The sequence below is a fragment of the Magnetospirillum gryphiswaldense MSR-1 v2 genome (assembly GCF_000513295.1).
Lineage (GTDB): Bacteria > Pseudomonadota > Alphaproteobacteria > Rhodospirillales > Magnetospirillaceae > Magnetospirillum > Magnetospirillum gryphiswaldense.
Window position 1 is genome coordinate 2264066 of sequence record NC_023065.1, and the last position, 22203, is coordinate 2286268.

Annotated in this window: 24 protein-coding genes and 2 tRNA genes; 8 read left to right on the forward strand and 18 right to left on the reverse strand. The window is 62.9% G+C overall.

Features of this window, described 5'->3' with window-relative positions:
• Positions 1 to 199 precede the first annotated feature (199 nt).
• Complete coding sequence (ugpB, locus tag MGMSRV2_RS10645) at positions 200 to 1534, forward strand: sn-glycerol-3-phosphate ABC transporter substrate-binding protein UgpB (RefSeq protein WP_024080365.1); 1335 nt, start codon at positions 200 to 202, stop codon at positions 1532 to 1534.
• Here the strand turns inward: ugpB and MGMSRV2_RS10650 are convergent.
• From MGMSRV2_RS10650 to MGMSRV2_RS10700, 12 genes are all read right to left on the reverse strand, one after another.
• The gene (locus tag MGMSRV2_RS10650) at positions 1524 to 2291 is read right to left on the reverse strand and encodes an alpha/beta fold hydrolase (RefSeq protein WP_024080366.1); all 768 of its coding nucleotides are present in this window, start codon (positions 2289 to 2291) and stop codon (positions 1524 to 1526) included. The two genes, ugpB and MGMSRV2_RS10650, sit on opposite strands and share 11 nt — an antisense overlap.
• Positions 2292 to 2296: 5 nt before the next feature.
• Entirely contained in the window at positions 2297 to 3040 is a 744-nt protein-coding gene (locus MGMSRV2_RS10655) for an amino acid ABC transporter ATP-binding protein (protein ID WP_024080367.1), read from the reverse strand.
• 8 nt (positions 3041 to 3048) lie between these two features.
• A complete protein-coding gene (locus MGMSRV2_RS10660; protein WP_024080368.1) occupies positions 3049 to 4191 on the reverse strand; it encodes an amino acid ABC transporter permease in 1143 nt (380 codons plus the stop codon).
• Positions 4188 to 5369, reverse strand: coding sequence for an amino acid ABC transporter permease (locus tag MGMSRV2_RS10665; protein ID WP_242410666.1), 1182 nt, complete (start codon positions 5367 to 5369; stop codon positions 4188 to 4190). The genes MGMSRV2_RS10660 and MGMSRV2_RS10665 overlap by 4 nt, the downstream gene beginning before the upstream one ends.
• A 15-nt stretch (positions 5370 to 5384) precedes the next feature.
• Entirely contained in the window at positions 5385 to 6407 is a 1023-nt protein-coding gene (locus MGMSRV2_RS10670; RefSeq protein WP_024080370.1) for an amino acid ABC transporter substrate-binding protein, read from the reverse strand.
• Between the two features lie 259 nt (positions 6408 to 6666).
• A complete protein-coding gene (locus MGMSRV2_RS21430; RefSeq protein WP_024080372.1) occupies positions 6667 to 6810 on the reverse strand; it encodes a hypothetical protein in 144 nt (47 codons plus the stop codon).
• A gap of 176 nt (positions 6811 to 6986) precedes the next feature.
• A tRNA-Arg gene (locus tag MGMSRV2_RS10675) sits at positions 6987 to 7063 on the reverse strand.
• Positions 7064 to 7077: 14 nt separating this feature from the next.
• On the reverse strand, positions 7078 to 7386 hold the full coding sequence (locus MGMSRV2_RS10680) for an ETC complex I subunit (RefSeq protein WP_024080373.1): 309 nt from the start codon (positions 7384 to 7386) through the stop codon (positions 7078 to 7080).
• Between the two features lie 36 nt (positions 7387 to 7422).
• Positions 7423 to 7499 (reverse strand) — tRNA-Pro (locus MGMSRV2_RS10685).
• A 29-nt stretch (positions 7500 to 7528) separates the two neighbouring features.
• Entirely contained in the window at positions 7529 to 8854 is a 1326-nt protein-coding gene (locus MGMSRV2_RS10690; protein WP_024080374.1) for a sensor histidine kinase, read from the reverse strand.
• On the reverse strand, positions 8851 to 9519 hold the full coding sequence (locus MGMSRV2_RS10695; RefSeq protein WP_024080375.1) for a response regulator transcription factor: 669 nt from the start codon (positions 9517 to 9519) through the stop codon (positions 8851 to 8853). Before MGMSRV2_RS10695 ends, MGMSRV2_RS10690 begins: the two co-directional genes overlap by 4 nt.
• Entirely contained in the window at positions 9516 to 9812 is a 297-nt protein-coding gene (locus tag MGMSRV2_RS10700) for a PepSY domain-containing protein (RefSeq protein WP_024080376.1), read from the reverse strand. The genes MGMSRV2_RS10695 and MGMSRV2_RS10700 overlap by 4 nt, the downstream gene beginning before the upstream one ends.
• Positions 9813 to 10004: 192 nt before the next feature.
• On the opposite strand from MGMSRV2_RS10700, the gene MGMSRV2_RS10705 reads away from it, so the two are divergent.
• The 3 genes from MGMSRV2_RS10705 to MGMSRV2_RS10715 are packed head-to-tail and all read left to right on the forward strand — an operon-like array spanning position 10005 to position 11343.
• Positions 10005 to 10463, forward strand: coding sequence for a cytochrome b561 (locus MGMSRV2_RS10705; protein WP_024080377.1), 459 nt, complete (start codon positions 10005 to 10007; stop codon positions 10461 to 10463).
• A complete protein-coding gene (locus MGMSRV2_RS10710; RefSeq protein ID WP_024080378.1) occupies positions 10460 to 10867 on the forward strand; it encodes a DUF1924 domain-containing protein in 408 nt (135 codons plus the stop codon). The genes MGMSRV2_RS10705 and MGMSRV2_RS10710 overlap by 4 nt, the downstream gene beginning before the upstream one ends.
• A complete protein-coding gene (locus tag MGMSRV2_RS10715) occupies positions 10864 to 11343 on the forward strand; it encodes a diheme cytochrome c (RefSeq protein WP_024080379.1) in 480 nt (159 codons plus the stop codon). The genes MGMSRV2_RS10710 and MGMSRV2_RS10715 overlap by 4 nt, the downstream gene beginning before the upstream one ends.
• On the opposite strand, the gene MGMSRV2_RS10720 is transcribed toward MGMSRV2_RS10715, so the two are convergent.
• The 6 genes from MGMSRV2_RS10720 to MGMSRV2_RS10745 all read right to left on the reverse strand — a co-directional run bounded on the left by MGMSRV2_RS10720 (position 11340) and on the right by MGMSRV2_RS10745 (position 17864).
• The gene (locus tag MGMSRV2_RS10720) at positions 11340 to 11810 is read right to left on the reverse strand and encodes a DUF192 domain-containing protein (protein WP_024080380.1); all 471 of its coding nucleotides are present in this window, start codon (positions 11808 to 11810) and stop codon (positions 11340 to 11342) included. The two genes, MGMSRV2_RS10715 and MGMSRV2_RS10720, sit on opposite strands and share 4 nt — an antisense overlap.
• Positions 11811 to 12175: 365 nt before the next feature.
• Positions 12176 to 13522, reverse strand: a complete 1347-nt coding sequence (locus MGMSRV2_RS10725) for an ArsB/NhaD family transporter (RefSeq protein ID WP_024080381.1) — start codon at positions 13520 to 13522, stop codon at positions 12176 to 12178.
• Positions 13522 to 13971 carry a CBS domain-containing protein gene (locus tag MGMSRV2_RS10730; protein WP_024080382.1) on the reverse strand — a complete coding sequence of 150 codons (450 nt, stop codon included), beginning with the start codon at positions 13969 to 13971 and terminating at the stop codon, positions 13522 to 13524. Before MGMSRV2_RS10730 ends, MGMSRV2_RS10725 begins: the two co-directional genes overlap by 1 nt.
• Positions 13972 to 13990: 19 nt before the next feature.
• Positions 13991 to 15151: a Na+/H+ antiporter NhaA gene (gene nhaA, locus MGMSRV2_RS10735; RefSeq protein WP_041634376.1), complete on the reverse strand. Its 1161-nt coding sequence runs from the start codon at positions 15149 to 15151 to the stop codon at positions 13991 to 13993.
• A 143-nt stretch (positions 15152 to 15294) separates the two neighbouring features.
• Positions 15295 to 15906, reverse strand: coding sequence for a response regulator transcription factor (locus MGMSRV2_RS10740; RefSeq protein ID WP_024080384.1), 612 nt, complete (start codon positions 15904 to 15906; stop codon positions 15295 to 15297).
• Positions 15903 to 17864 (reverse strand): PAS domain S-box protein, encoded by a 1962-nt coding sequence (locus tag MGMSRV2_RS10745; protein WP_242410667.1) that lies wholly within the window; start codon positions 17862 to 17864, stop codon positions 15903 to 15905. Before MGMSRV2_RS10745 ends, MGMSRV2_RS10740 begins: the two co-directional genes overlap by 4 nt.
• Positions 17865 to 18031: 167 nt before the next feature.
• Between MGMSRV2_RS10745 and MGMSRV2_RS10750 the strand changes: the two genes are divergently transcribed.
• The 4 genes from MGMSRV2_RS10750 (at position 18032) to MGMSRV2_RS10765 (ending at position 22183) form a co-directional block, all read left to right on the forward strand.
• Complete coding sequence (locus tag MGMSRV2_RS10750) at positions 18032 to 19039, forward strand: TRAP transporter substrate-binding protein (protein ID WP_024080386.1); 1008 nt, start codon at positions 18032 to 18034, stop codon at positions 19037 to 19039.
• Between the two features lie 62 nt (positions 19040 to 19101).
• Positions 19102 to 19803: a TRAP transporter small permease gene (locus MGMSRV2_RS10755; RefSeq protein ID WP_024080387.1), complete on the forward strand. Its 702-nt coding sequence runs from the start codon at positions 19102 to 19104 to the stop codon at positions 19801 to 19803.
• Entirely contained in the window at positions 19800 to 21083 is a 1284-nt protein-coding gene (locus MGMSRV2_RS10760; protein WP_024080388.1) for a TRAP transporter large permease, read from the forward strand. The genes MGMSRV2_RS10755 and MGMSRV2_RS10760 overlap by 4 nt, the downstream gene beginning before the upstream one ends.
• A 155-nt stretch (positions 21084 to 21238) precedes the next feature.
• Positions 21239 to 22183, forward strand: coding sequence for a TAXI family TRAP transporter solute-binding subunit (locus MGMSRV2_RS10765; RefSeq protein ID WP_024080389.1), 945 nt, complete (start codon positions 21239 to 21241; stop codon positions 22181 to 22183).
• The last annotated feature ends 20 nt before the right edge of the window (positions 22184 to 22203 follow it).

The following is a 22203-nucleotide window of genomic DNA, read 5'->3' on the forward strand; positions in this document are numbered from 1 at the left end:
TTGCATCTGCGAATGGTCTAGCGTTCCACTCAGATGTTGGCCTCTCCGAGGTCAGCCTCCCTCTCTAAGACAACTCCTTCGCCGCCCGCCTCCCCCCCTTGGCGGGCGGCTTTTTCTTGGCCCCGCCGTCACCGTCTTGTAACTCTTGGTGGATTTGCCTTCCCTCTTCAACTCTGCTATCCAGAAGAGGGAGAGAGGGATGATGAAGCCTTTTGTTCGTATTGGGTACATCCTGGCCTGCTGCGCCTTGTTGACCGTCGGCAGCGGACGAGCCTGGGCCAAGACCGACCTGATCTGGTGGCATTCCATGCCCGGCGCCCTGGGGGCGTGGATCGACGATCTGGCCAACGGTTTCAACAGCCAAAATCCCGACTATCGCATCGTCCCCAAGTACCAGGGCAGCTACGATGCCAGTATGCAGGCGGCCTTGGCCGCCCACGGCCAGGGCAAGGCGCCGCATATGGTACAGGTGTTCGAGGTCGGCACCGCCACCATGATGGCGGCACGCGACGTCATCCGCCCGGTCTATGAGGTGATGGCCCAGGCCGGGCTGGATTTTCTCGACAACGCTTATCTGCCGGCGGTGCAGCTTTATTATTCCAGTCTGGACGGCAAATTACTGTCGCTGCCGCTCAATTCCTCCACCCCGGTGCTGGTGGTCAGCCGCAAGGCACTGGCTCAGGCCGGCGTGCCCCCCGGCCAGGTGCCGACCACTTGGCCCGAGGTGGAAACCATGGCCCGCAGCCTGCTGAAATCCGGCTATGAATGCGGTTTCACCAGCCAGTGGCAATCGTGGATCTTGCTGGAAAACATGTCGGCCTGGCACGACGTGCCCTTCGCCAGCAAGCAGAACGGCATCGGCGGCATCGATATCGAGTTGAAGTTCAACTCCCCCTTCCACGTCCACCATGTGGAAAAGCTGGCATCCTGGGTCAAGGACAAGGTGTTCGTGCCCATCGGGCGGCGCGACGAAGCCTTGGCCAAGTTCCTGGACGGCACCTGCCCCATGCTGCTGGCCACCTCGGCCTCCTATGGTGAATTGAAGGCGAGCACGAACCGGGATTTCGCCATCGGCATGCTGCCCTATTGGCCGGAAATCCAGTGGGCGCCGCGCAATTCCATCATCGGCGGCGCCACCCTTTGGGTGATGAACGGCCATCCGCCTGGCGATTACACCGGCATCGCCCAATTCTTCCAGTATCTGTCGACCCCCGAGGTGCAGGCGGCGTCGCATCAACGCACCGGCTATCTGCCCATCACCCGCGCCGCCTATTCACTGTCGCGGCGCCAGGGGTTTTATGAAGGCAATCCCGAGGCGGAGATGGCCATCAAGCAGATCACCTTGCACTGGCCGACGGAAAACTCGCGCGGGGTCCGCCTGGGCAATTTCGTCGCCATTCGCGCCGTCATCGACCAGCAACTGGACGCCATCTGGGCCGGCAAGGTCACCGCCCAGCAAGGCCTGGACGAAGCCGTGCGCAGGGGTAATGAATTGCTGAAAGCCTTCGCCCGCGACGTCACCGTCAAACGCTGAGGAAGTCGATCACCGCCTGGGTGAACTCCGCCGGCTTGTCGGCATGGACCCAATGGCCCGCGCCCTCCACCGCCTGCCATTTGGCCCGGGGGAAGAAGCCGGTGATGACATCCTCATGGCTGGGCAGCACGTAATCCGATTGTGCCCCGTGCAGGAACAGCGCCGGGCCATCGTAATGCGTCCCATCGGCCACGTGGGGGAAACCCAGAATATCGTCCATGGCCGCCCCCAACACCGCCAGATTGGGGCGCCAGCGGTACGAACCGGGCTGACCGTCCAGATTTTGCATCAGGAACGCGCGCACACGCGCATCGTCGATCACCCCGTGCATGGCCAGTTCCACATCGCCGCGCCGCTGGGCGGTGGCAATGGGGGCGGCGCGCATGGCCTTGATATAGGGGGCGAAGGTGTGGGTGTACTTGACCGGGGCGATGTCGACCACCACCAGACGCTCGACCAGTTGCGGCTGGGTCAAGGCCAGCATCATCGCCGCCTTGCCGCCCATGGAATGGCCGATCACCGCCGCCCGTCCGCCGCATCGGGCCTTGATGAACGCGGCGATCTGACGGGCCATGAACGGATAATCCATGCTCTCCGACCACGGCGAGGCGCCGTGATTGGGCATGTCGACGGCCATGACACGACGACTTTCACCCAATTTGGTGGCGATGCCGCCCCAGTTGCGGGCCGAGCCCAGCAATCCATGCAAAATGACCAGCGGTGCGCCGCTGCCGGCTTCGATGACGGAGAGGTTCATGGAATTCAATGCCCGATGATCTGGCCGAGGAACTGGCGGGTGCGCTCGCTTTTGGGGTCGGAGAAGAATTGCTGCGGCGGTGCGGTTTCGATCACCCGTCCTTCGGCCATGAACACCATGGTGTCGGCCACGGCACGGGCGAAGCCCATTTCGTGGGTGACGCAGATCATGGTCATGCCCTCGCCGGCCAGTTCGATCATCACGTCGAGGACTTCCTTGACCATTTCCGGGTCAAGGGCGCTGGTCGGCTCGTCGAACAGCATGATGCTGGGTTTCATGGCCAAAGCGCGGGCGATGGCCACGCGCTGCTGCTGGCCGCCCGACAACTGGCCGGGATACTTTTTCGCCTGATCGGGGATGCGCACCCGCTTCAGCAATTGCATGGCCAGATCCTCGGCCTCGGCCTTGGGGATGTGCTTCACCCACAACGGCGCCAGGGTCAGGTTTTCCAGTACGGTCAGGTGCGGGAACAGGTTGAAGCTTTGAAACACCATGCCGACATCCTTGCGGATGGCCTCGATGGCTTTCAGATCATCGGCCAGTTCGATGCCGCCGACGACGATGCGCCCGCCCTGATGTTCTTCCAGCCGGTTGACGCAGCGGATCATGGTCGACTTGCCCGAACCCGACGGCCCGCACACCACCACCTTCTCGCCCTTCTTCACCGACAGGTTGACGTCCTTCAGCACATGGAAGGCGCCGTACCATTTCTGCACATCGATCAATTCCACAACGGGGGCTTCAGACATGGAGGCTCCTATCGGCGGGTGCCGGTGGCAAGCTCGCGCTCGAGCCACTGGCTATAACGGGACATGAAGAAGCAAAAGGCCCAATAGACCAGGGCGGCGGCCACATAACCCTCGACGAAGAACGGGCGCCATTCCGGGTCGGCCAGGGCGGCCTTGGTCGCCGCCAGCAGGTCGTACAGGCCGACGATGGTCACCAGCGAGGTATCCTTGAAGCAGGAAATGAACTGGTTGACGATGGGCGGAATCACCAGCCGCAACGCCTGCGGCAGCACGATCAGCCGCATCTTGCGCCAGTACGACAGCCCCAGGGCGTCGGCGGCCTCTTCCTGACCGCGCGGAATGGCCTGAAGACCGCCGCGCACCGCTTCCGCCAGATAGGCGGCGGTGAACAGGGTCATGCCGGCCAGAGCCCGCAGCAGTTTGTCGATGGTCACGCCCTCGGGCAGAAACAGCGGGAACATGACCGACGCCATGAACAGCACGCTGACCAGCGGCACGCCGCGCACCAACTCGATATAGCCGGTGCAGATGGCCTTGATCGCCGGCAGGTTCGAGCGCCGGCCCAAGGCCAGCACGATGGACAGCGGGAAGGCCAGGACGATGCCCAGAAGCGCCAGCCCCAAGGTCAGCGGCAAGCCACCCCATTGCGCCGTTTCCACATAGGTCAGGCCGAAAAAGCCGCCCCACATCAGCCACGCCACCACCACCACCGTACCCAGCCAGGCATAGCCCAGGGCCGGTCGCCAAAAGCGCCGAAGCGCGCTGGTGGCCAGCATGGCGATGACGATGGCCGTGGCCAGCAGCGGGCGCCAATGCTGATCATAGGGATAGACCCCGAACAGCATCAGTCGGTTCTTTTCCCCCATCAGCGCCCAGCAGGCGCCGGTGCTGTCGCGACAGGCGGCGGCGGTGCCGTCGGCCACGCTCCAGGTGGCGTTGAACAGCCCCCACGACAGCAGGGGCGGCACCGTTTCCCACAGCAGCAGCAGGGCCAGCAGGGTCAGGATAGTGTTGGGCACGCTGTCGAACAGATTGCTTTTGGCCCAAGACAGCGGTTTCCACACTGAATTGGCCGGCGCCACCGCCATGGATGGCTCTTCCACGTCGGCGGCGGCAATGGCGTTGTGGATGTCGTCTTCGGGTTTGATCATCGGCTCACCAGCGCCACTTTCGCGTTGTACCAGTTCATCAGCAGGGACAGCGCCAGGGAAATGACCAGGAACACCGCCATGGTCAGGGCCACGCCCTCGACCGCCTGACCGGTCTGGTTGATGGCGGTGTTGGCGACGCTGACCAGATCGGGGTAGCCGATGGCCACCGCCAGCGAGGAATTCTTCAACAGGTTGAGATATTGACTGGTCAGCGGCGGCACGATCACCCGAAGCGCCTGGGGCAACACCACCAGCCGCAGGGTCTTGGCCCGCGACAGGCCCAGGGACAACGCCGCCTCGGTTTGGCCATGGGGCACCGCCAGGATGCCGGACCGCACGATCTCGGCGATGAAGCTGGCGGTATAGACGGTCAGACCGGCCAGCAGGGCGGCGAATTCCGGCGACAGATCGGCGCCGCCTTGGAAATTGAAGCCCTTAAGCTCGGGGATGCTCCACACCAGGGGCGTGCCGGTCACCAGGAAGCCGAGCCAGGGCAGAACCACCAGACCGGCCAAGCCCACCGACAGCCAGGGAAACGGACGACCGGTGCGGTACAGACGGTTGATGGCCCAGCGCCGCAGCACGAACAGACCGATGAAAGCCGCCGCCAACAGCAGCATGGCCAGCCAATAGCTGTCATGCCATTCCGGCACCGGCACCTTCAGCCCGCGATTGGAGATGAACACTCCCAAGCCCAAATCCAAGGCTTGGCGCGGTCCCGGCAAGGCGGTGACGATGCCGTACCAGACGAACAATTGCAAAAGCAGGGGAACGTTGCGCACCGTCTCCACATAAAAGGTGGCGAGACGGGCGACCAGCCAGTTGCGCGACAGCCGGGCAATGCCCACCACCAGCCCCAGCAGCGAGGCCAGGGCAATGCCCAGCACCGCCACTTTCAAGGTATTGAGCACGCCGACGACCAAGGCACGCAGATAGGTGTCGGCGGCGGAATAGGCGATCAAACCCTCGCCGATATCGAAACCGGCTTCCTGGCCCATGAAGCCGAAGCCGGTGGCGATGCCGCGGGCGGCCAAATTGGCCAGGGTGTTATGAACCAGATACCAGCCCAAGGCCAAGACCCCGGCCACCACCGCCACCTGATAGACGATGCCGCGAAAGCGGGCGCTGTAGACCAGCGCCCGCAACGTGGCCGGCTGCTTCACCTGCCGCCCGCTCAACACCAGTACCCCGCCTTACTTGAACGGCGGGGCGTACATCAGTCCGCCCTGGGTATAAAGGGCGTTCTGACCGCGGGCGATCTTCAGCTTGGACCCCGAACCGACATTGCGGTCGAAGCTTTCGCCGTAATTACCCACCTGCTTGATGATGGTCTTGGCCCAGGCCTCGTCCAGGCCCAGGGCCTTGCCGTTGCCGGCGGTCACGCCCAGCAGGCGCTTGATTTCCGGGTCGGGCGACGACGCCGCCATCTGGTCCACATTGGCCATGGTCACGCCCTTTTCCTCGGCGGCGATCATGGCATAGATGGACCAGCGCACCACATCCATCCACTGGTCGTCACCATGGCGCACGGCCACCGCCAGCGGTTCCTTGGAAATCAGTTCCGGCAGGATGAGGTAATCGGCGGGATTGGGCATTTCGTTGGCGCGGATGGCCGCCAACTGCGAAGCGTCGGACGTGTAGACGTCGCAGCGCCCGGCGATGAAGGCCGAGGCCAGTTCCTCGTTCTTTTCGATGACCACCGGCTTGTAGGTCATCTTGTTGGCGCGGAACCAGTCGGCCAGATTCTGTTCGGTGGTGGTGCCGGGCAAGACGCAGACGGTGGCGCCGTTCAGTTCCTTGGCCGCCTTGACCCCCAGCTTGGTGGGAACCATGAAGCCCTGGCCGTCATAGTAATTGGTGACGGTGAAATTGAGCCCGTTGGCGGTGTCGCGCGACAGGGTCCAGGTGGTGTTGCGGGCCAGCAGGTCGATTTCGCCCGATTGCAGCGCCGGCAGGCGTTGCTGGGCCGACAGCGGCGTGTACTTGACCTTGGATGCGTCGCCGAACACCGCCGCCGCGACGGCGCGACAGGCATCCACATCCAGACCGCTCCAATTACCCTTGTCGTCAGGGGCGGAGAAGCCGTACAGACCCAGGTTCACACCGCATTGCACGAAACCCTTGGCCTTGACCGCATCCACGGTCGGACCGGCCCAAGCGGGCATCGAGGTAACGGCCAGAGCGGCGGCGATGGCACATGCCTTGAACGCTTTCATAGGTTCTCCCCCATTGACTGATGGATGAAACAGGCTAAGCCGTAAAACGGCGAAGGTCCAGGTGGTATCACCATGACCGTGCAAGTTTCATTACAGGTAGGGAGCCGACATCGCCATTACCAGAGCACCCTGGCAGGGAACGCACAGACCGGTAGCGGCGAATGGGGGGGGCAGGTCGAGACGACCGTATCAAAGGACGGGATCGACGGCGCGACCCCGTTTTCCTTGATCAAAACCGCTGCGGACAGCGGCACACAGCTTACGCGGCCATGGCCGCCTGATTTTGGCGCAACAGCAGTTCGACCACGGCCAACTGCCAGATACGGGTACCTTCGGCCTTGGCATCGCTGGCGATCTGGCGCAGCTCTTCCAGGGACAGGTTACGGATCCATTCTTCCAACATAATTCAACAACCTCCAGATTGTTGCGGCGCAGCATACATGGAAGTGCAATGGTCCGACCACCACCGCCAATGCATCGGAGGCATGTGCGGATTGCAAGAGCTTGTGGATTTCCGTCATTGCGCTGGCTCCCGCCCCGGTAAATGGAGAGGATATTGGCCAAAACGCAGACAGCCCATGGCGCGCCCTGCTGGATTCGAACCAGCGACCTACCGCTTAGAAGGCGGTTGCTCTATCCGACTGAGCTAAGGGCGCCCGTGCGTGGGGGCTTAGAAGCGACCGAATTCCAGCTTGTCGAAGCGGAAATTGTCGGAATAATTCTTGCCGCCGACCGGCTTCTTGACGGCTTCGGCGAACACCTGGAAGTCCAGGCCCTTGCGCTTGGCATAGGCCACCGCTTCTTCCTGCGAATCAAACTTGATGCGCACCTGCTGGGTGGTGTCGTCGGACCCCAGCCAGCCCATCAACGGGTCGGCGTCCTTGCGCGCCGCCGGTTCATATTCCAGCACCCAAGCCTTGGTGTTGCCCTTGCCCGATTGCATGGCGGTCTTGGCCGGACGATAGATGCGAACCTGCATGGACGTGTCTCCTTGGGACTTCTGAACCAACCGGTTTGGTCGGGGCGAGAGGATTCGAACCTCCGGCATCCAGCTCCCAAAGCTGGCGCTCTACCAGGCTGAGCTACACCCCGAGTGCGCTGGTTCTAAGGGTTTTCGCCCGTCAAGGCAAGTGCAGACGAACCGCCAGCCCACCCAAATCCGAGGTGCCGAAATTCAGGGTACCGCCATTCACCGCCACCAGATCGGCGACGATGGACAGGCCCAGGCCCCAGCCTTCGGTCATCTCGTCCAGGCGTTTGCCCCGCCCCGCCGCTGAAGCCGCCTGTTGCGGTGACAGGCCGGGGCCGTCATCCTCGACCACGATCACCACGCCGTCACCGATCCCTTCGGCCGACACCCGCACCCGGCTACGCGCCCATTTGCAGGCGTTTTCCATCAGGTTGCCCAGCATCTCGGCCAGATCCTCGGCGTGGCCGTGGAAGCAGGCGGCATCGGGCACCGTCACCCGCACATCCAGGCCGCGCTCGGCGAATATCTTAGCCAAAGCGGCGGCGATATCGCTGGCCACCGGTGCCACCGCCACCCTTTCGCCCGGATTGCGTCCGGCCCCGGCCACCGCCGCCGCCCGGCCCAAATGATGCTCGATCAGCCGGCGCATGGCATCCAGTTGGGTCTTGATCACCCCGGCATCAGGGCTGGCGGCCATTTCGGCGCCGATCACCGCCAGGGGAGTCTTCAACCCATGGGCCAGATTGCCCACATGGGTCCGCGCCCGCTCGATCAGCTCGGCGTCCTTGTCCAGCACTGCGTTCATGGCCGCCGCCAGGGGGGCCACTTCACGCGGATAGGCGCCCGACAGGCGCGGGCGCTCGCCCTGCCCCACCGCATCCAGGTCGGCCATCATCCGCCGCAGCGGCCCCAGGCCGTAGCGCACCTGGATCAGCACCGCCACCGCCATGCCCAAGCCCAGCAACCCCAGAGCCGAGGCCAGCAGCAGATTGAAGCGCCGCGCCCCCGCCGCCACTTCGGCCAGATCGGCGGCGATCAGCACGTGGACGCGACCATCACCGTCGGGCAGCAGAAAATCACGTTCGGCCACCAGCAGGTTTTCCCCCTTGGGGCCCTGGTGCTGATGGAAGAAAACCTCGTCACCGCCGGGCATGGTGGTCAGGGTCTGATCCCACAGCGAGCGCGAGCGCAAAAGCCGTCCGCCGGGCGACGAAACCTGCCAGTACCAGCCCGAATAAATCTGGTCGAAACGCGGATCGCCCAGGGGCCGGTTGACCACCAGGGCACCATCGGGCATCACCTCGGTGCCGGCGATGATCGCCCGCAGCATGGCGTCGAGGCGCTGGCCGAACTCCCGCTCGACACTGTCGCGGAAAGCCCAGGCCAGCACGGCCCCGCCAATCAGCAGCAAGGCCAACATCCACAACAGCGCCGCCGCCACCAGACGCCCCGACAGGCTGGGCAGCGGACGGCTCATGGCGTTTCCGGGGCGGACAGAACATAGCCCTGGCCGCGCACGGTCTGGATCATCTCGGCCCCGATTTTCTTGCGCAGGCGCCCGATCATCACTTCCAAGACATTGGAATCGCTGTCGAAATTGCGGTCATAGACATGTTCCATCAACTCCGTGCGGCTGACCACCTTGCCGGGGTGATGCATCAGATAGGACAGGATGCGGAATTCCTGCGCCGTCAGTTGCAGCGGTTGGCCGTCCAGGCTGACCCGACCGCCATTGGTATCCAGCCGTACCGGACCGCAGGCCAGTTCCGGCTGGGAATGACCCGAGGCCCGGCGGATCAGCGCCCGCAGGCGATAGACGATCTCATCCATCTCGAACGGTTTGGTGACGTAATCGTCGGCTCCAGCGTTGAAGCCCTGCATCTTTTCCGACCAGCGTCCGCGTGCGGTCAGGATCAGCACCGGCAGGTCGCGTCCGGCTTCACGCCAGCGCGACAGCACGCTGATACCGTCCAACTTGGGCAGGCCCAAATCCAGTACCGCCGCGTCATAGGGTTCGGTGTCGCCCAGATGCCAGCCGTTTTCACCGTCATAGGCCGTGTCGACGGCAAAACCCGCCGCCTCCAAGGCCTGTTGCAGGCGAAAGGCCAAGGCCGGCTCGTCCTCGACGATCAAAATCCTCATTTCTGCCGCACCTTCAGCACCTCGCCGGTGGCCGCGTCATAATAAAGTTTCAGCAACCGGCCATCCTTGGCCAGCACCTTCAACTCATAGACCAGCGTGCCGCGCTCGTCTTCCAGTTCGGCTTCAATCAATTGGCCGGGATAGGCGGCCTCGGCCCGCGCCAGAATTTGGCCAAGCGGCAGGATGCGCCCCTCTTCCAAGGCGCGGCGGGCGCGGTCGTGGTCGGCCTCGCCCGCCCAGGCGGGAAAGGACAGGGCCAACAAGACCAGAAGTGCTGAGGTTTTCCAGATCATGGCAACAGTTTAAGCCCCGCAGGCTGAACCCAGGATGAACAAGCCGGTCAGGCATGGTTCAGCCAAGGATAGTTAAGGTAGCAGCCATGGAAAGCCAAGGAGAACGGTCATGTTGGGAAAAATGCTGGTTCATGCGCTGCTGGCGACCGTGCTGATCGGGTCGGGTGCCGTCCTGTTCCAAGGATTGGTGTCGTGATCGCCCCCAAACTGCAATTCACCTTGCTGCGGGCGTGGCACGCCTGGCTGTCCGGCGGCTTCGTCGTCGCCTGGATCACCGCCGACGAAGACACCTACGCCATGCATCAATTCGCCGGCTATGCCGTGCTGGCGGCGATCGTCGTCCGCCTGCTGGTGGCGCTGATCGCCCCCAAGGGCAGCCCGTGGCGGCTGCCGCGTCCCCGGCTGAACCTGTCGGCCAAGGGCCGCAACCCACTGCTGGGGTGGTTCGCCGCCGCATTGCTGGCGGGCGTCGGCCTGGCGGCGCTGACTGGCGCCCTCGCCGATGTCGCCACCTGGATGGAAGACCCGCACGAGGCGGCGTCGGAACTGACCCTATGGGTGATCTTCGCCCATGTGGGCTTCGTCCTTTACCTGTTCGGCGGCAAGCGGCTTCTGAACAGCATGCCCCTGCTGAAGGAGAAAATGCCGTGATCCGCCCTCTGATCCTCACCATCGCCCTGCTGCTGGGCCCCAGTCTGGCCTTTGCCGGCGATGCCCGCCGCGATGCCATCGTCGCCGATTACGCCAAGGCCGATGCGGGGCATGCGGGCTTTTCCGCCCAGCGCGGTGAAACCCTGTTCCGCACCCAGTGGAAAGGCGGCGACGAGCGCACGCCGTCGTGTACCGCCTGCCACACCGATAATCCGCGCCAGCCGGGCCGCAATGCCAAGACCGGGCGCCCCATCGATCCGGTGGCGGTTTCGGTCAATGCCAAGCGTTTCACCGATGCCGGCGAAGTGGAAAAGCAGTTCAGCCGCGACTGCAAGAACGTCCTGGGGCGCGAATGCACCGCCCGCGAAAAAGGCGACTACATCACCTTCATGATGGGACAATGACCATGATCCTGCGCACGCTTTTGCTGGCCACTTTGCTGGCCCTGCCCTTCGCCTCAGCGGCCCGGGCCGGCGATGATTGGGTCCCGCCGGTCACTGATCCTTTGGTGAAAAAGGAATGCGGCACCTGCCACATGGCCTTTCAACCAGCCTTTCTGCCGGCACGGTCGTGGAACAAGATGATGGACACTCTGGCCGACCATTTCGGCGAGGATGCCAGCCTGCCTGCCGACAAGGCGGCCGCCATCCGCGCCTATCTGACCCAAAACGCCGGCGACGTGGTCGGTCAGGGCCGGGCGCGCAAATACATGCGCCACGTTGCCGGCGGCGACGCGCCGCAGCGCATCACCGAAAACCCCGACTTCATCCGCAAGCACCAACTGCCCGAGCGGGTTTGGAAAGATCCCAAGGTGGTGACCAAGTCCAATTGCCCCGCCTGCCATGTGGGGGCGGATCGGGGATTTTACGAAGACGATTAATGACTGGAAAAAATAGGGTGAACCACCCGATCGCCAACCTTGATACCCAGACGCGAGGCGGTGCCGCCGTTCAGTTCCAGCACCGCCTTGACGTCGCCCGGCGATGAAATGGTGACGGTGGAATGGGGCACCGCCCGTTGGCTAATGCCGGCGATACGGCCATTGTCAGTGATGAACAGCATGTCCAGCGGGATCAGCGTGTTCTTCATCCACATGGCCACAGAGCGTGGCGCGCCGAAATCGAACAGCATGCCGGCAGCGGCGGCCAGCTTGGTCCGATACATCAGCCCCTGGGCCAGTTGATCGGCGGAAGACGCCACCTCGACGGTGAAGTCGTGGCGACGGCCATCGGCGGCAATCACCTGTAACGGCGTTTGCGGAAATTGGACCTGGGCCAAGGCGGCACCCATGGGTTGGACCGCGACCAGAACCAATAACAGCATCAAACGATGTAACACGCGCACCATGGTGACATCCCTTTCGACCGGACGGTGATAATGGTGCCGCCGTTTACATGCAGGCGCCAGGGGATTTTGCCTAAAATTTTAAGGAGTTTTACCAACAAAACACATAGAGTTATAACTAAGTATTCATAATACCAATGGACAAGATATTTACTGTTTTCCCTAAGAAGATTTGTTGCTATATTTCACTTTGTCAAACGGGGGCGAGACTTCGGCTCCAGATGGCAATTTGTCGGGGGGGCCTTCCCGCCCATCCCCACCCCCCCGCAGGGAAACGCCGCTCTTCATGGGCGGCGTTTCCTTTTGGGCCATCCCCAAATGAAAAAGCCGCCCGATCAGGGGCGGCTTTTTCTTGCTCGGGCACCCGGTCACAGATAGCGCAGCACCAGATAGACGTTGGAAATGGCAACGGACAACAGCATCAGGCCGAACGCCACCTTCATGAACGGAATGAAGCGGATGGGGTGACCGGCCCGCTCGGCCAGCCCGGCCACCGTCAGGTTGGCCGAGGCACCGACCAAAGTGCCGTTGCCGCCCAGACAGGCCCCCAGGGACAAGGCCCACCACAAGGGCTCGATGGCTTGCTCGCCCCCGAACACCGGGGCCATGCTCTTGATCAGCGGGATCATGGTGGCGACGAAGGGAATGTTGTCGACCACCGCCGACAGGATGGCCGAAGCCCACAAGATGGCGATGGCCGTCACCTTCATGTCGCCGCCGGTCATGGATACCAGCATTTCCGCCAGCATGCCCAATACCCCGGCCTTTTCCACGCCGCTGACGACGATGAACAGACCGACGAAGAAGAAGATGGTCACCCATTCCACTTCACCGAACAGGTGATGGACTTCGTGCGATTGTTCCTCGGCATTGCGGCCCAGGCAATACAGCAACAGCAACAGGGCAGCACCGAACATGGCGATGGTACCCGGCTCCAGCCCCAGGGAATGGGCACCAATGAAGCCGCCGATGATCAAGGCCAGCACGCCCAGGGATTGCTTGAGCAGACGGACATCAGTGATGGCCTCGGCTTCGGAGAAGCTCATGACGCGGGCGCGGTTTTCCTTGGTGGCATGCAGCTTGCGCCCCCACATCAGGTGGAACAGCGCAGCGGTCAGCACTTGGATGACCACCACCACCGGCGCCAGATTGAGGACGAATTGATTGAAGGTCAGGCCGGTGGCCGACCCGATCAGGATATTGGGCGGGTCACCGATCAGGGTCGAGGTGCCGCCGATATTGGAGGCGAAGATCAAGGCCACCAGGAACGGCCACGGCTTCAGCTTCAGCTCCTCGGTGATGACCAAGGTGACCGGCACCACCAGCAGCACGGTGGTGACGTTGTCCAAGAGCGCCGAGAACAAGGCGGTGACGATCTGCAACATGAACAAGATGCCGGCGGGATTGGCCTGCACCTTCTTGGCCGCCCAGATGGCCACATACTGGAACACACCGGAGCGGCGGGTGATGGCCACCACCAGCATCATACCGATCAAAAGCGCGATGGTGTTGAAATCGACGCCGCGGATGGCGGCTTCCTGGTTCAGTACCCCCAGCAGAATCATGGCGCCCGCCCCCAGCAGGGCGGCGATGGCGCGATTCATCTTTTCGCTCATGATCACCGCATAGGTGGCCACCAGCACCAGGGTGGACACCCACATGGCATTCAAGCCGAACAGCACCTGGGGCACCCAGGCATGCGCTTCACCGTGCATCAGATCCCCTCCACCACACGGGTCATGGCATCATTGGCGCTGACGATACCGATCAGCTTGCCGGCACCATCGACCACCGGCAGATAGGAATCACCCCGGTACAGCAGCATCAGCGCCTCGACCAACGGCGTTTCCGCCCGCACCGCCCGGTGCGGCGCCATGTGCTTGCCGATGCTGTCCTTGGCGAAGGCGCCCAGACGGTGTCGCAGATCGTCAAGCGTATCGGAGACAAAACCCAACTCGCCCATTTCCACCCCCAGGCGGACGGCGCGGGGCAGCAGCAGCACGATCAGTTCGCGCAGGCCGAACACCCCGAGGAAATGCCCCTTGGCATCGGTCACCGGCAAGGCGTTGACGCCCTTTTCCCGCAGGATGGCCAAGGCCTCGGCCACGGTGGTGGATTTCTCCAAGATCGCCGGCGGATTTGAAATGATGGCTTGGCAACTCATGGCCACGCTCCTTGCCCTGTCATGCTTGGTTATCTTTGCCGGGGGCGGAGGCCAGCAATGCCCATCCGGTCAGGGCCGAGGCCACCGAACCGGCAATCACCCCCAATTTCGTTTCCACCATGGCATTTCCGTCGGGAAAGGCCAAGCCGCCGATAAACAGGCTCATGGTGAAGCCGATACCGGTCAAAATGCACACACCGTACATTTGCCGCCACGTGGCGCCCGTCGGCATGGCCCCCAGACGCAGCCGAATGGCCAGCCACGACAGGCCGAACACGCCCACCTGCTTGCCCACGAACAGGCCGACGGCAATCCCCAAAAACACCGGATCGACCAGAGCGGCCACGTTCATGCCGGCGAAGGACAGGCCGGAATTGGCGAAGGCGAAGAGGGGCAGAATGCCATAGGCGACCCACGGATGCAGCCCGTGCTCAAGCCGGTGCAACGGCGCGCCCGCACCGCGCAGCGGAATGCACAGACCAACCACAACCCCGGCAATGGTGGCATGGATTCCCGATTTCAGCAGGCAGACCCACAGCACGGCACCGACCAGCAGATAGGGCGTCAGCCTGACCACGCGATAGCGGTTGAACAAGATCAGTACCGCCACCGCCGCGCCCCCCCCACCCAGGGCAGCCACCGACAGATCGTGGGAATAGAAGAAAGCGATGATCAGAATGGCGCCCAGATCGTCGATGATGGCCAAGGCGGTGAGAAAGATGCGCAAGGACAGCGGTACCCGGCGCCCCAGCAACGACAATACGCCCAGGGAAAAGGCGATGTCGGTGGCCGAGGGAATGGCCCAGCCGCGCAAGGCCAGCGGATCATGCCAGGTGAAGCCAGCATAGAGGAGCGCCGGCACCGCCATGCCGCCAACGGCGGCGAAGGCCGGCAGGGCGATCTGCTGCGGTGTCGACAATTCGCCTTCCAACACCTCGCGCTTGATTTCCAGCGCCACCAGCAGGAAGAACACGGCCATCAAACCATCGTTGATCCAAAGCAGAAACGCCTTGTCGATGACCAAGGGGCCAAAGCCGATGATGACCCGCGCGTCAAGGAGACCTTGATACAGCATGGCCAGCGGCGAGTTGACCGCCACCAGGGCCAACAGCATGGTTGCCACCAAAATGATGCCACCGGCGGATTCCAGCCGCAGGAACGCGTGCAGCGCCGCCAACATGCCGCCCCCGGCAGCGTGATCGTGACTATGTTTTTCCTGGCTCATTCGTCCTCGCCTGTCTGGTGCTTGGGCCAAAGGCCGCCCCACAGATAAGTGCGTATCGCCCGACTGGAAATGTCGGATATCCGAAGCTGGCGCCTTTTTTAGCGTTCCGCCCGGAACGACGACAGCAATTGCGCCAGTTCCACCGCCGTCTTCACCCCCATTTTCTCGAACACATGGGCGCGATGAACCTCGACCGTGCGCATGGTGATGCCCAGATCGTCGGCGATCACCTTGTTGAGTTTGCCGGCCAAAACCAGATCCATCACCTGACGCTCACGCGCGGTCAGGGCAGCCAGACGGCTGGCGATACCGGCGCTGTCCGCCTCGCGCTCGCGCCGCTGTGCCGCCACCGCCAGCGCCTCGATCACCCGGTCGACCAGTTCATTGTCGTTGAACGGCTTCTCGACGAAATCCAGCGCCCCCTTCTTCAACGCCGACACCGCCATGGGCACGTCGCCATGACCGGTCAGAAAGATCACCTGCAACGATGATTGTGCGTCGCGCAGGCGGTCGAACAGGTCCAGCCCGCTCATGCCGCTCATGCGGATGTCCAACAGCAGACAGCCCGACATGCCGGTGCGCCAATGGGTCAGGAAGGCCTCGGCCGAGTCGAAGGCCCGCACCGGCACCCCGCGCGACTGGAACAGCCACGACAGGGCGTCGCGGATGGCCTCGTCATCATCGACGATAAAGACGCTGTCGATACTCATGCCGGACTCCTGAGTGGCAACGAGAAGACGAAGACGCTGCCGCCTTGCGGATGTGGTTCGAACCACAGGCGACCGCGATGGAATTCGATGATGGAGCGGCAGATGTTGAGCCCCATGCCCATGCCCTCTTCCTTGGTGGTGAAGAAGGGTTGGAACAGACTGGCCTCGACCTCGGCGGCGATGCCGCTGCCGAAATCGCGGATGCGCACCAGGGCCTGGCCATCCTGCTCCTGCAAGGTCACGTCCAGCCGGCGCTTGCCGCCCTTCATCTGGTTCATGGCCTCGATGCCGTTCCGGGCCAAATTCATCACCACCTGCTCCAGCAACACCTTGTCGCCGTCCACCTCAAGCGCCCCCACCGGCAGATCAAGGGCGATGCCGACGCCGTTTTTCTTGGCGTCCAGTTCGATGAAGGCCACCGAATCGGTCAATAATTCTTGCAAAGAGCAGCGGCGCAATTGCGGTTCCGACTTGCGGACGAAATCGTGGACACGGCGGATGATCTGGCCGGCGCGCTGGGCCTGGGCCACCAGCTTGGATAAGGGGGCCCGCAATTCCTCGGGGCTGAACCCCGCCGCCCCCAGCCGATTGAGGCAGCCGGTGGCGTAAGAGGCGATGGCCGACAGCGGCTGGTTCAATTCATGCGCCAGGGTCGAGGCCATCTCGCCCATGGTGATCAGGCGCGAGGTGCGTTGCAGCTTTTCCTGTTGCTGATGGGCCAGTTCCTCCGCCGCCTTACGTTCGGTGATATCCACCACCGAGGCCATCCAGCCGGTGTGCTGGCCGCCCGCATCGATCAGCGGCGCCTCGTAAATAAGGGCCCAGAACACCTCGCCCGAACGGCGGCGGAACTGGATTTCGAAACCGTCCCGGGGGGCGTTGCCGGCCAGCACCTTATGGTGCATGCGCATGGTTTCATCCAGCAGTTCCGGCACCCAATAGGGCATGGGCGGGACGATGCCGACCAATTCCTCGGGCTGCCAGCCGACCATGCGGCAAAAGGCCGGATTGACATAGGTGACGCGGCCATCCAGATCGCGGGCCCGCATGCCCACGGTCAGCGAATCCTCCATCGCCTTCCGGAAGGCGTGTTCCTCACCCAACGCCTTTTCCGCCGCCAGCCGCCGGCGCACGTGGCGGCGCGCCAGGGCCAAGCTGGACAGGGCCAGCAGCGCCAGGATGAAGATGGCGGCGGCCAGGACGTTGCGGACCAGCTTGCCCTCGGCGGTATAGACGGTGGCCACCACCGCCAGTCCCTGACCCGGCGGCTCCAGCCGCACCTGATGGCTGGTGCCGGGCTGGGCCAGTTCCACCCCGGTTTTGGCCCCCAGCACGACACCGCCGGAATCGACGATCTCGATCTTGTACTTTTCCGCCACCCACCATGGCACGTGATGGGTCAACACCGCATCCACCGACACCACCGCCACCAGCATGCCGACGAAGGCATGGTCCTGATAGACCGGTACATGCGCCTCGAAGGCGGCGCCGCGCCCAGGCACGATGTAAGGCGGACTCCACGCCACCCGACCGGTGGAGCGCGCCAGCAGGAAGGCTGGCCACCACGGCGCCGCCTCGCCCGCCGCCACCCCCGACGGCTCGCCCAGGCTGGGCGGCACCGCCACCGCCAATTGACCATCGATGTCCCGCAGCAGCAGGCGCTCGAATTCCGGGTTGTTGGCGATCAGGGCGCGGGCGGAATTTTCCAAGATCTCCAGCGACAACGAACGGCGGCCCAGATCACCGGCCAGTTGGGCCAGTTTTTCCTCGTCCGAGGTCAAGTGGAAATGGATGTTCTGCTCGACCCACAAGATGTCCTTGATCAGGGTCAGCCGCTCTTCCTCCTGATCGCTGCGGTGCAGCAACCAAAGCAGAACGCCCAGCAGCATGACCACCAGCACCATGGCGATGGACGGCATGGCCTGAAAAGCGGGGCGGGAAGGCAGTCCGTTGGGCACGCGGGCTCCGGTTTCAGCAAGGAAATTCAAGGGAAAGTTGGCGGATCGCCGCCGTTTCATCCCTGCATGATGCTCATTTGACGGATATCCACAATAGCTCAGTGAACGAAAGTTTCTGACAATCCGCCGGATAAAGCTTACCAAAACTTCTCGGGAGGAGAATCCCCATGAAATTCCGTACCCTGCTTGGCTGTCTGGTCGCCGGTGTCGTCGCCTCGGGCAGCGCCCTGGCCGCCGATCCCATCGTCATCAAGTTCAGCCACGTGGTGGCGCCGGACACGCCCAAGGGCAAGGCCGCCGAGATGTTCAAGAAGCTGGCCGAAGAGCGCACCAAGGGTGCGGTCAAGGTCGAGGTTTATCCCAACAGCCAGCTTTACAAGGACAAGGAAGAGATGGAAGCCCTGCAACTGGGCGCCGTCCAGATGCTGGCCCCCTCGCTCGCCAAGTTCGGCCCGCTGGGCGTCAAGGAATTCGAGGTTTTCGACCTGCCCTATATCTTCCCGTCGAAGGAAGTGCTGCGCGCCGTCACCGATGGTCCCGTCGGCCAGGGCCTGTTGAAGAAGCTGGAAACCAAGGGCATCCGCGGTCTGGCTTATTGGGATAACGGCTTCAAGGTTTTGTCCGCCAACAAGCCGATCAAGACCCCTGCCGACCTGAAGGGCGTCAAGCTGCGCATTCAGTCGTCCAAGGTTCTCGACGCGCAGATGCGCGCCCTGGCCGCCCTGCCGCAATCCATGGCCTTCTCGGAAGTCTATCAGGCTCTGCAGACCGGCGTCGTCGACGGCACCGAAAATCCGCCCAGCAACATGTACACCCAGAAGATGCACGAAGTGCAGAAGCACGCCACCGTCACCAATCATGGCTATCTGGGCTATGCGGTGATCGTGAACAAGAAGTTCTGGGACGGCCTGCCGACCGACACTCGCGCCGTGCTTGAAGGCGCCATGAACGAAGCCTCGCGTTTCGCCAATGCCATCGCCCAGCAGGAAAACGACGACGCCCTGGCCGCCATGAAGGCCTCGGGCAAGACCGAGTTCTATCAGCCGACCAAGGAAGAACTGGAAGCCTGGCGCAAGGCCCTGCTGCCGGTTCATGCCGAGATGGAAGGCCGCGTCGGCAAGGACATCATCCAGGCCGTCTATGCCGAAGCCGCCAAGCTGGGCTTCAAGAACTGATCATCTAAGTAACAGGGGGGAGCCTTGGGGAAGGCGCCCCCCTTCTTTTGTGCGGAGCAAGCATGTTCAACAAAGCCCTAGATCACCTTGAGGAGGTCTTGATCGCCTTCCTCATGGCCGCGGCGACCACCATCATCTTCGCCGCGGTGATGCACCGATACGCCTCGGGCGTGTCCTTCCTGTACGATTTCGTCGGTCGCTGGAACTTCGCCTGGGCGCAGGAATTGTGCATCATCATGTTCGTGTGGATGGCCAAGTTCGGCGCCGCCTATGGCGTGCGCACCGGCATTCACGTGGGCGTGGACGTGGTGATCAACCGGCTCGACGCCCGCATGCGCGGCAAGTTCATCGTTTTCGGCCTGCTCGCCGGGGCCTTGTTCACCGGCACCGTCGCCACCTTGGGCGGTACCTTCGTCTGGGAAAACGGCGCCCATTACAGCATCTTCAATTTCTTCGGCATCGCCCCCGAGGACATGTATGAAGGCCCGACCACCCCCGATCTGGAATGGCCGACCTGGATCGTCTATTCCGCCATTCCGCTGGGCTCGGCCCTGATGTGCTTCCGCTTCGTCCAGGTCTGCGTTTCCTTCCTGAAGACCGGCGAATTGCCGCACCACGACCACGGTCACGTGGAAGGGCTGGAAGAGGACACCACCGACGAACAGCGCGCGGCGCAGGATATCAACTGGTTCGAGATGGACGACGGCCTGCATCCCAAGGACATCGCCCACCATGAAGGCGAGAAGAAGGAGAAGGGCGAATGAGCGCCTTGGTAATTTTCGGGCTGTTGCTGGTCCTGATGCTGACCGGCATGCCCATCTCCATCTCGCTGGGTCTGACCGTTCTGACCTTCCTGTTCACCATGACCAACGTGCCGATCGAATCGGTGGCGCTGAAGCTGTTCACCGGTATCGAAAAGTTCGAGATCATGGCGATCCCGTTCTTCATCCTGGCCGGTAACTTCCTGACCCACGGGGGCGTGGCGCGACGAATGATCGCCTTCGCCACCTCCATGGTCGGCCACTGGCATGGTGGTCTGGGTCTGGCCGGCGTCATCGCCTGCGCCTTGTTCGCCGCCGTCTCCGGCTCGTCGCCGGCCACCGTCGTCGCCATCGGCTCGGTCATTCTGCCGGCCATGATCAAGCAGGGCTTCCCCCGTTCGTTCGGCGCCGGCGTCATCACCACCTCGGGCGCGCTGGGCATCCTGATCCCGCCGTCCATCGTCATGGTCATGTACGCGGTCGCCACCAATTCGTCGGTGGGCGCCCTGTTCATGGCCGGCGTCGTTCCCGGCCTGATGCTGGCCACCCTTTTGGGCGTGGTCACTTGGTACCGCGCCTGGAAGAACGGCTATCCCCGTCTGCCCAAGGCCGGCTGGGGCGAGCGTCTGCGTACCTTCAAGGACGCCTCGTGGGGGCTGATGCTGATCGTCGTCGTCATCGGCGGCATCTATTCCGGCATCTTCACCCCGACCGAAGCGGCGGCCATGAGCGCGGTCTACGCCTTCTTCGTCGCCGTGTTCGTCTATAAGGACATGCCGCTTCGCGGCGTGCCCAAGATCCTGCTGTCGTCGGCGTCCATGTCGGCCATGCTGCTGTACATCATCACCAACGCCGTGCTGTTTTCCTTCGTCCTCGCCAACGAGAACATCCCCCAAGCCATCGCCGATTGGATCGTCGGCAAGGAATTGGGCATCATCGCCTTCCTGCTGGTCACCAACGTGCTGTTGCTGGCCGCCGGCAATTTCATGGAACCGTCGTCCATCGTCCTGATCATGGCCCCCATCCTGTTCCCGGTGGCCATGAAGCTGGGCATCGACCCCATCCATTTCGGCATCCTGATCGTCGTCAACATGGAGGTCGGCATGTGCCACCCGCCGGTGGGCCTCAACCTCTACGTCGCCTCGGGCATCACCAAGATGGGTATCTCCGAGTTGACCGTGGCGGTCATGCCATGGCTGCTGGCCATGCTGGGCTTCCTGATGCTGGTCACCTATGTGCCGGCGGTGTCCATCTGGCTGCCCAAGACCCTGGGCATGATGTAACCCAGTATTGCACTGCAATATTTACCGGGCCGGTTCTTGGAACCGGCCCTTTTTCTTGCGCATTCAAACGTGGTCTTACCAGTGACTTGCCTGAGCCCCGTACTCGGGTTACCGTATTCGAAAATAATTCTGAAAAATCGAACACGGAGGATTTCATGCGCAGGATCATTCCCGCCGCCCTTGTCGCGGTGTCGCTGTCCATCTCCCTGCCCGCTCGGGCCGAACAATTCGTCAATGTCCTGACCGGCGGCACCAGCGGCGTCTATTACCCGCTCGGCGTGGCGCTTTCCAACATCTACGGCAAAATCCCCGACGTGAAGGCGTCGGTGCAGGCGACCAAGGCGTCGGTGGAAAACCTGAACCTGCTCAGCCAGGGCCGGGGCGAGATCGGCTTCACCTTGGGCGATTCGCTGTCGCAGGCCTGGGACGGCAACGAGGAAGTGGGGTTCAAGGCCAAGCAGGACAAGTTGCGGTCCATCGCCGGCATCTATCCCAATTACATCCAGATCGTCGCCGCCGCCGATTCCGGCATCAAGACCTTGGCCGATCTCAAGGGCAAGAAGATCTCGGTAGGGGCACCGAAATCGGGGACCGAGCTGAACGCGAGGGCCATCTTCGCCGCCGCCGGCATGACCTATAAGGATTTCGCCCGGGTCGAATACCTGCCCTTCGGCGAATCGGTCGATCTGATGAAAAACCGCCAGATCGACGCCACCTTGCAATCCGCCGGCCTGGGCGTCGCCTCCATCCGCGACCTGTCCAATTCGGTGCCCATCGTCATCGTCCCCATCCCGATGGAAACCATCGCCAAGGTCGGCGACCCCGCCTACATCACCGCCACCATCCCCGCCGGCACCTATGGCGGCCAGACCGCCGATGTGCCCACCGCCGCCGTGCAGAACTTCCTGGTCACCCATGCCGGCGTGTCCGACCAACTGGCCTATGACATGACCAAGGGCCTGTTCGAGAACCTGGATCAGCTTCAGGCCGCCCACGCCGCCGCCAAGGCCATTACCCTAAGCGAAGCGGCGGTGAAAAGCCCGGTGCCGCTGCATCCGGGCGCCGCCAAGTATTACCGCGAAAAAGGCTTGCTGAAGTAGGCCTGGACGGCGTCGGACCG

Excerpts from the sequence above, each read along its gene's own strand:
- ugpB (WP_024080365.1), top strand. The coding sequence starts at position 200 with ATGATGAAGCCTTTTGTTCGTATTGGGTACATCCTGGCCTGCTGCGCC.
- MGMSRV2_RS10650 (WP_024080366.1), bottom strand. The coding sequence starts at position 2,291 with ATGAACCTCTCCGTCATCGAAGCCGGCAGCGGCGCACCGCTGGTCATT.
- MGMSRV2_RS10655 (WP_024080367.1), bottom strand. The coding sequence starts at position 3,040 with ATGTCTGAAGCCCCCGTTGTGGAATTGATCGATGTGCAGAAATGGTAC.
- MGMSRV2_RS10660 (WP_024080368.1), bottom strand. The coding sequence starts at position 4,191 with ATGATCAAACCCGAAGACGACATCCACAACGCCATTGCCGCCGCCGAC.
- MGMSRV2_RS10670 (WP_024080370.1), bottom strand. The coding sequence starts at position 6,407 with ATGAAAGCGTTCAAGGCATGTGCCATCGCCGCCGCTCTGGCCGTTACC.
- MGMSRV2_RS21430 (WP_024080372.1), bottom strand. The coding sequence starts at position 6,810 with ATGTTGGAAGAATGGATCCGTAACCTGTCCCTGGAAGAGCTGCGCCAG.
- MGMSRV2_RS10680 (WP_024080373.1), bottom strand. The coding sequence starts at position 7,386 with ATGCAGGTTCGCATCTATCGTCCGGCCAAGACCGCCATGCAATCGGGC.
- MGMSRV2_RS10690 (WP_024080374.1), bottom strand. The coding sequence starts at position 8,854 with ATGAGCCGTCCGCTGCCCAGCCTGTCGGGGCGTCTGGTGGCGGCGGCG.
- MGMSRV2_RS10695 (WP_024080375.1), bottom strand. The coding sequence starts at position 9,519 with ATGAGGATTTTGATCGTCGAGGACGAGCCGGCCTTGGCCTTTCGCCTG.
- MGMSRV2_RS10700 (WP_024080376.1), bottom strand. The coding sequence starts at position 9,812 with ATGATCTGGAAAACCTCAGCACTTCTGGTCTTGTTGGCCCTGTCCTTT.
- MGMSRV2_RS10715 (WP_024080379.1), top strand. The coding sequence starts at position 10,864 with ATGACCATGATCCTGCGCACGCTTTTGCTGGCCACTTTGCTGGCCCTG.
- MGMSRV2_RS10720 (WP_024080380.1), bottom strand. The coding sequence starts at position 11,810 with ATGGTGCGCGTGTTACATCGTTTGATGCTGTTATTGGTTCTGGTCGCG.
- MGMSRV2_RS10725 (WP_024080381.1), bottom strand. The coding sequence starts at position 13,522 with ATGCACGGTGAAGCGCATGCCTGGGTGCCCCAGGTGCTGTTCGGCTTG.
- MGMSRV2_RS10730 (WP_024080382.1), bottom strand. The coding sequence starts at position 13,971 with ATGAGTTGCCAAGCCATCATTTCAAATCCGCCGGCGATCTTGGAGAAA.
- nhaA (WP_041634376.1), bottom strand. The coding sequence starts at position 15,151 with ATGTTGGCGGCGCTGCACGCGTTCCTGCGGCTGGAATCCGCCGGTGGC.
- MGMSRV2_RS10740 (WP_024080384.1), bottom strand. The coding sequence starts at position 15,906 with ATGAGTATCGACAGCGTCTTTATCGTCGATGATGACGAGGCCATCCGC.
- MGMSRV2_RS10750 (WP_024080386.1), top strand. The coding sequence starts at position 18,032 with ATGAAATTCCGTACCCTGCTTGGCTGTCTGGTCGCCGGTGTCGTCGCC.
- MGMSRV2_RS10755 (WP_024080387.1), top strand. The coding sequence starts at position 19,102 with ATGTTCAACAAAGCCCTAGATCACCTTGAGGAGGTCTTGATCGCCTTC.
- MGMSRV2_RS10760 (WP_024080388.1), top strand. The coding sequence starts at position 19,800 with ATGAGCGCCTTGGTAATTTTCGGGCTGTTGCTGGTCCTGATGCTGACC.
- MGMSRV2_RS10765 (WP_024080389.1), top strand. The coding sequence starts at position 21,239 with ATGCGCAGGATCATTCCCGCCGCCCTTGTCGCGGTGTCGCTGTCCATC.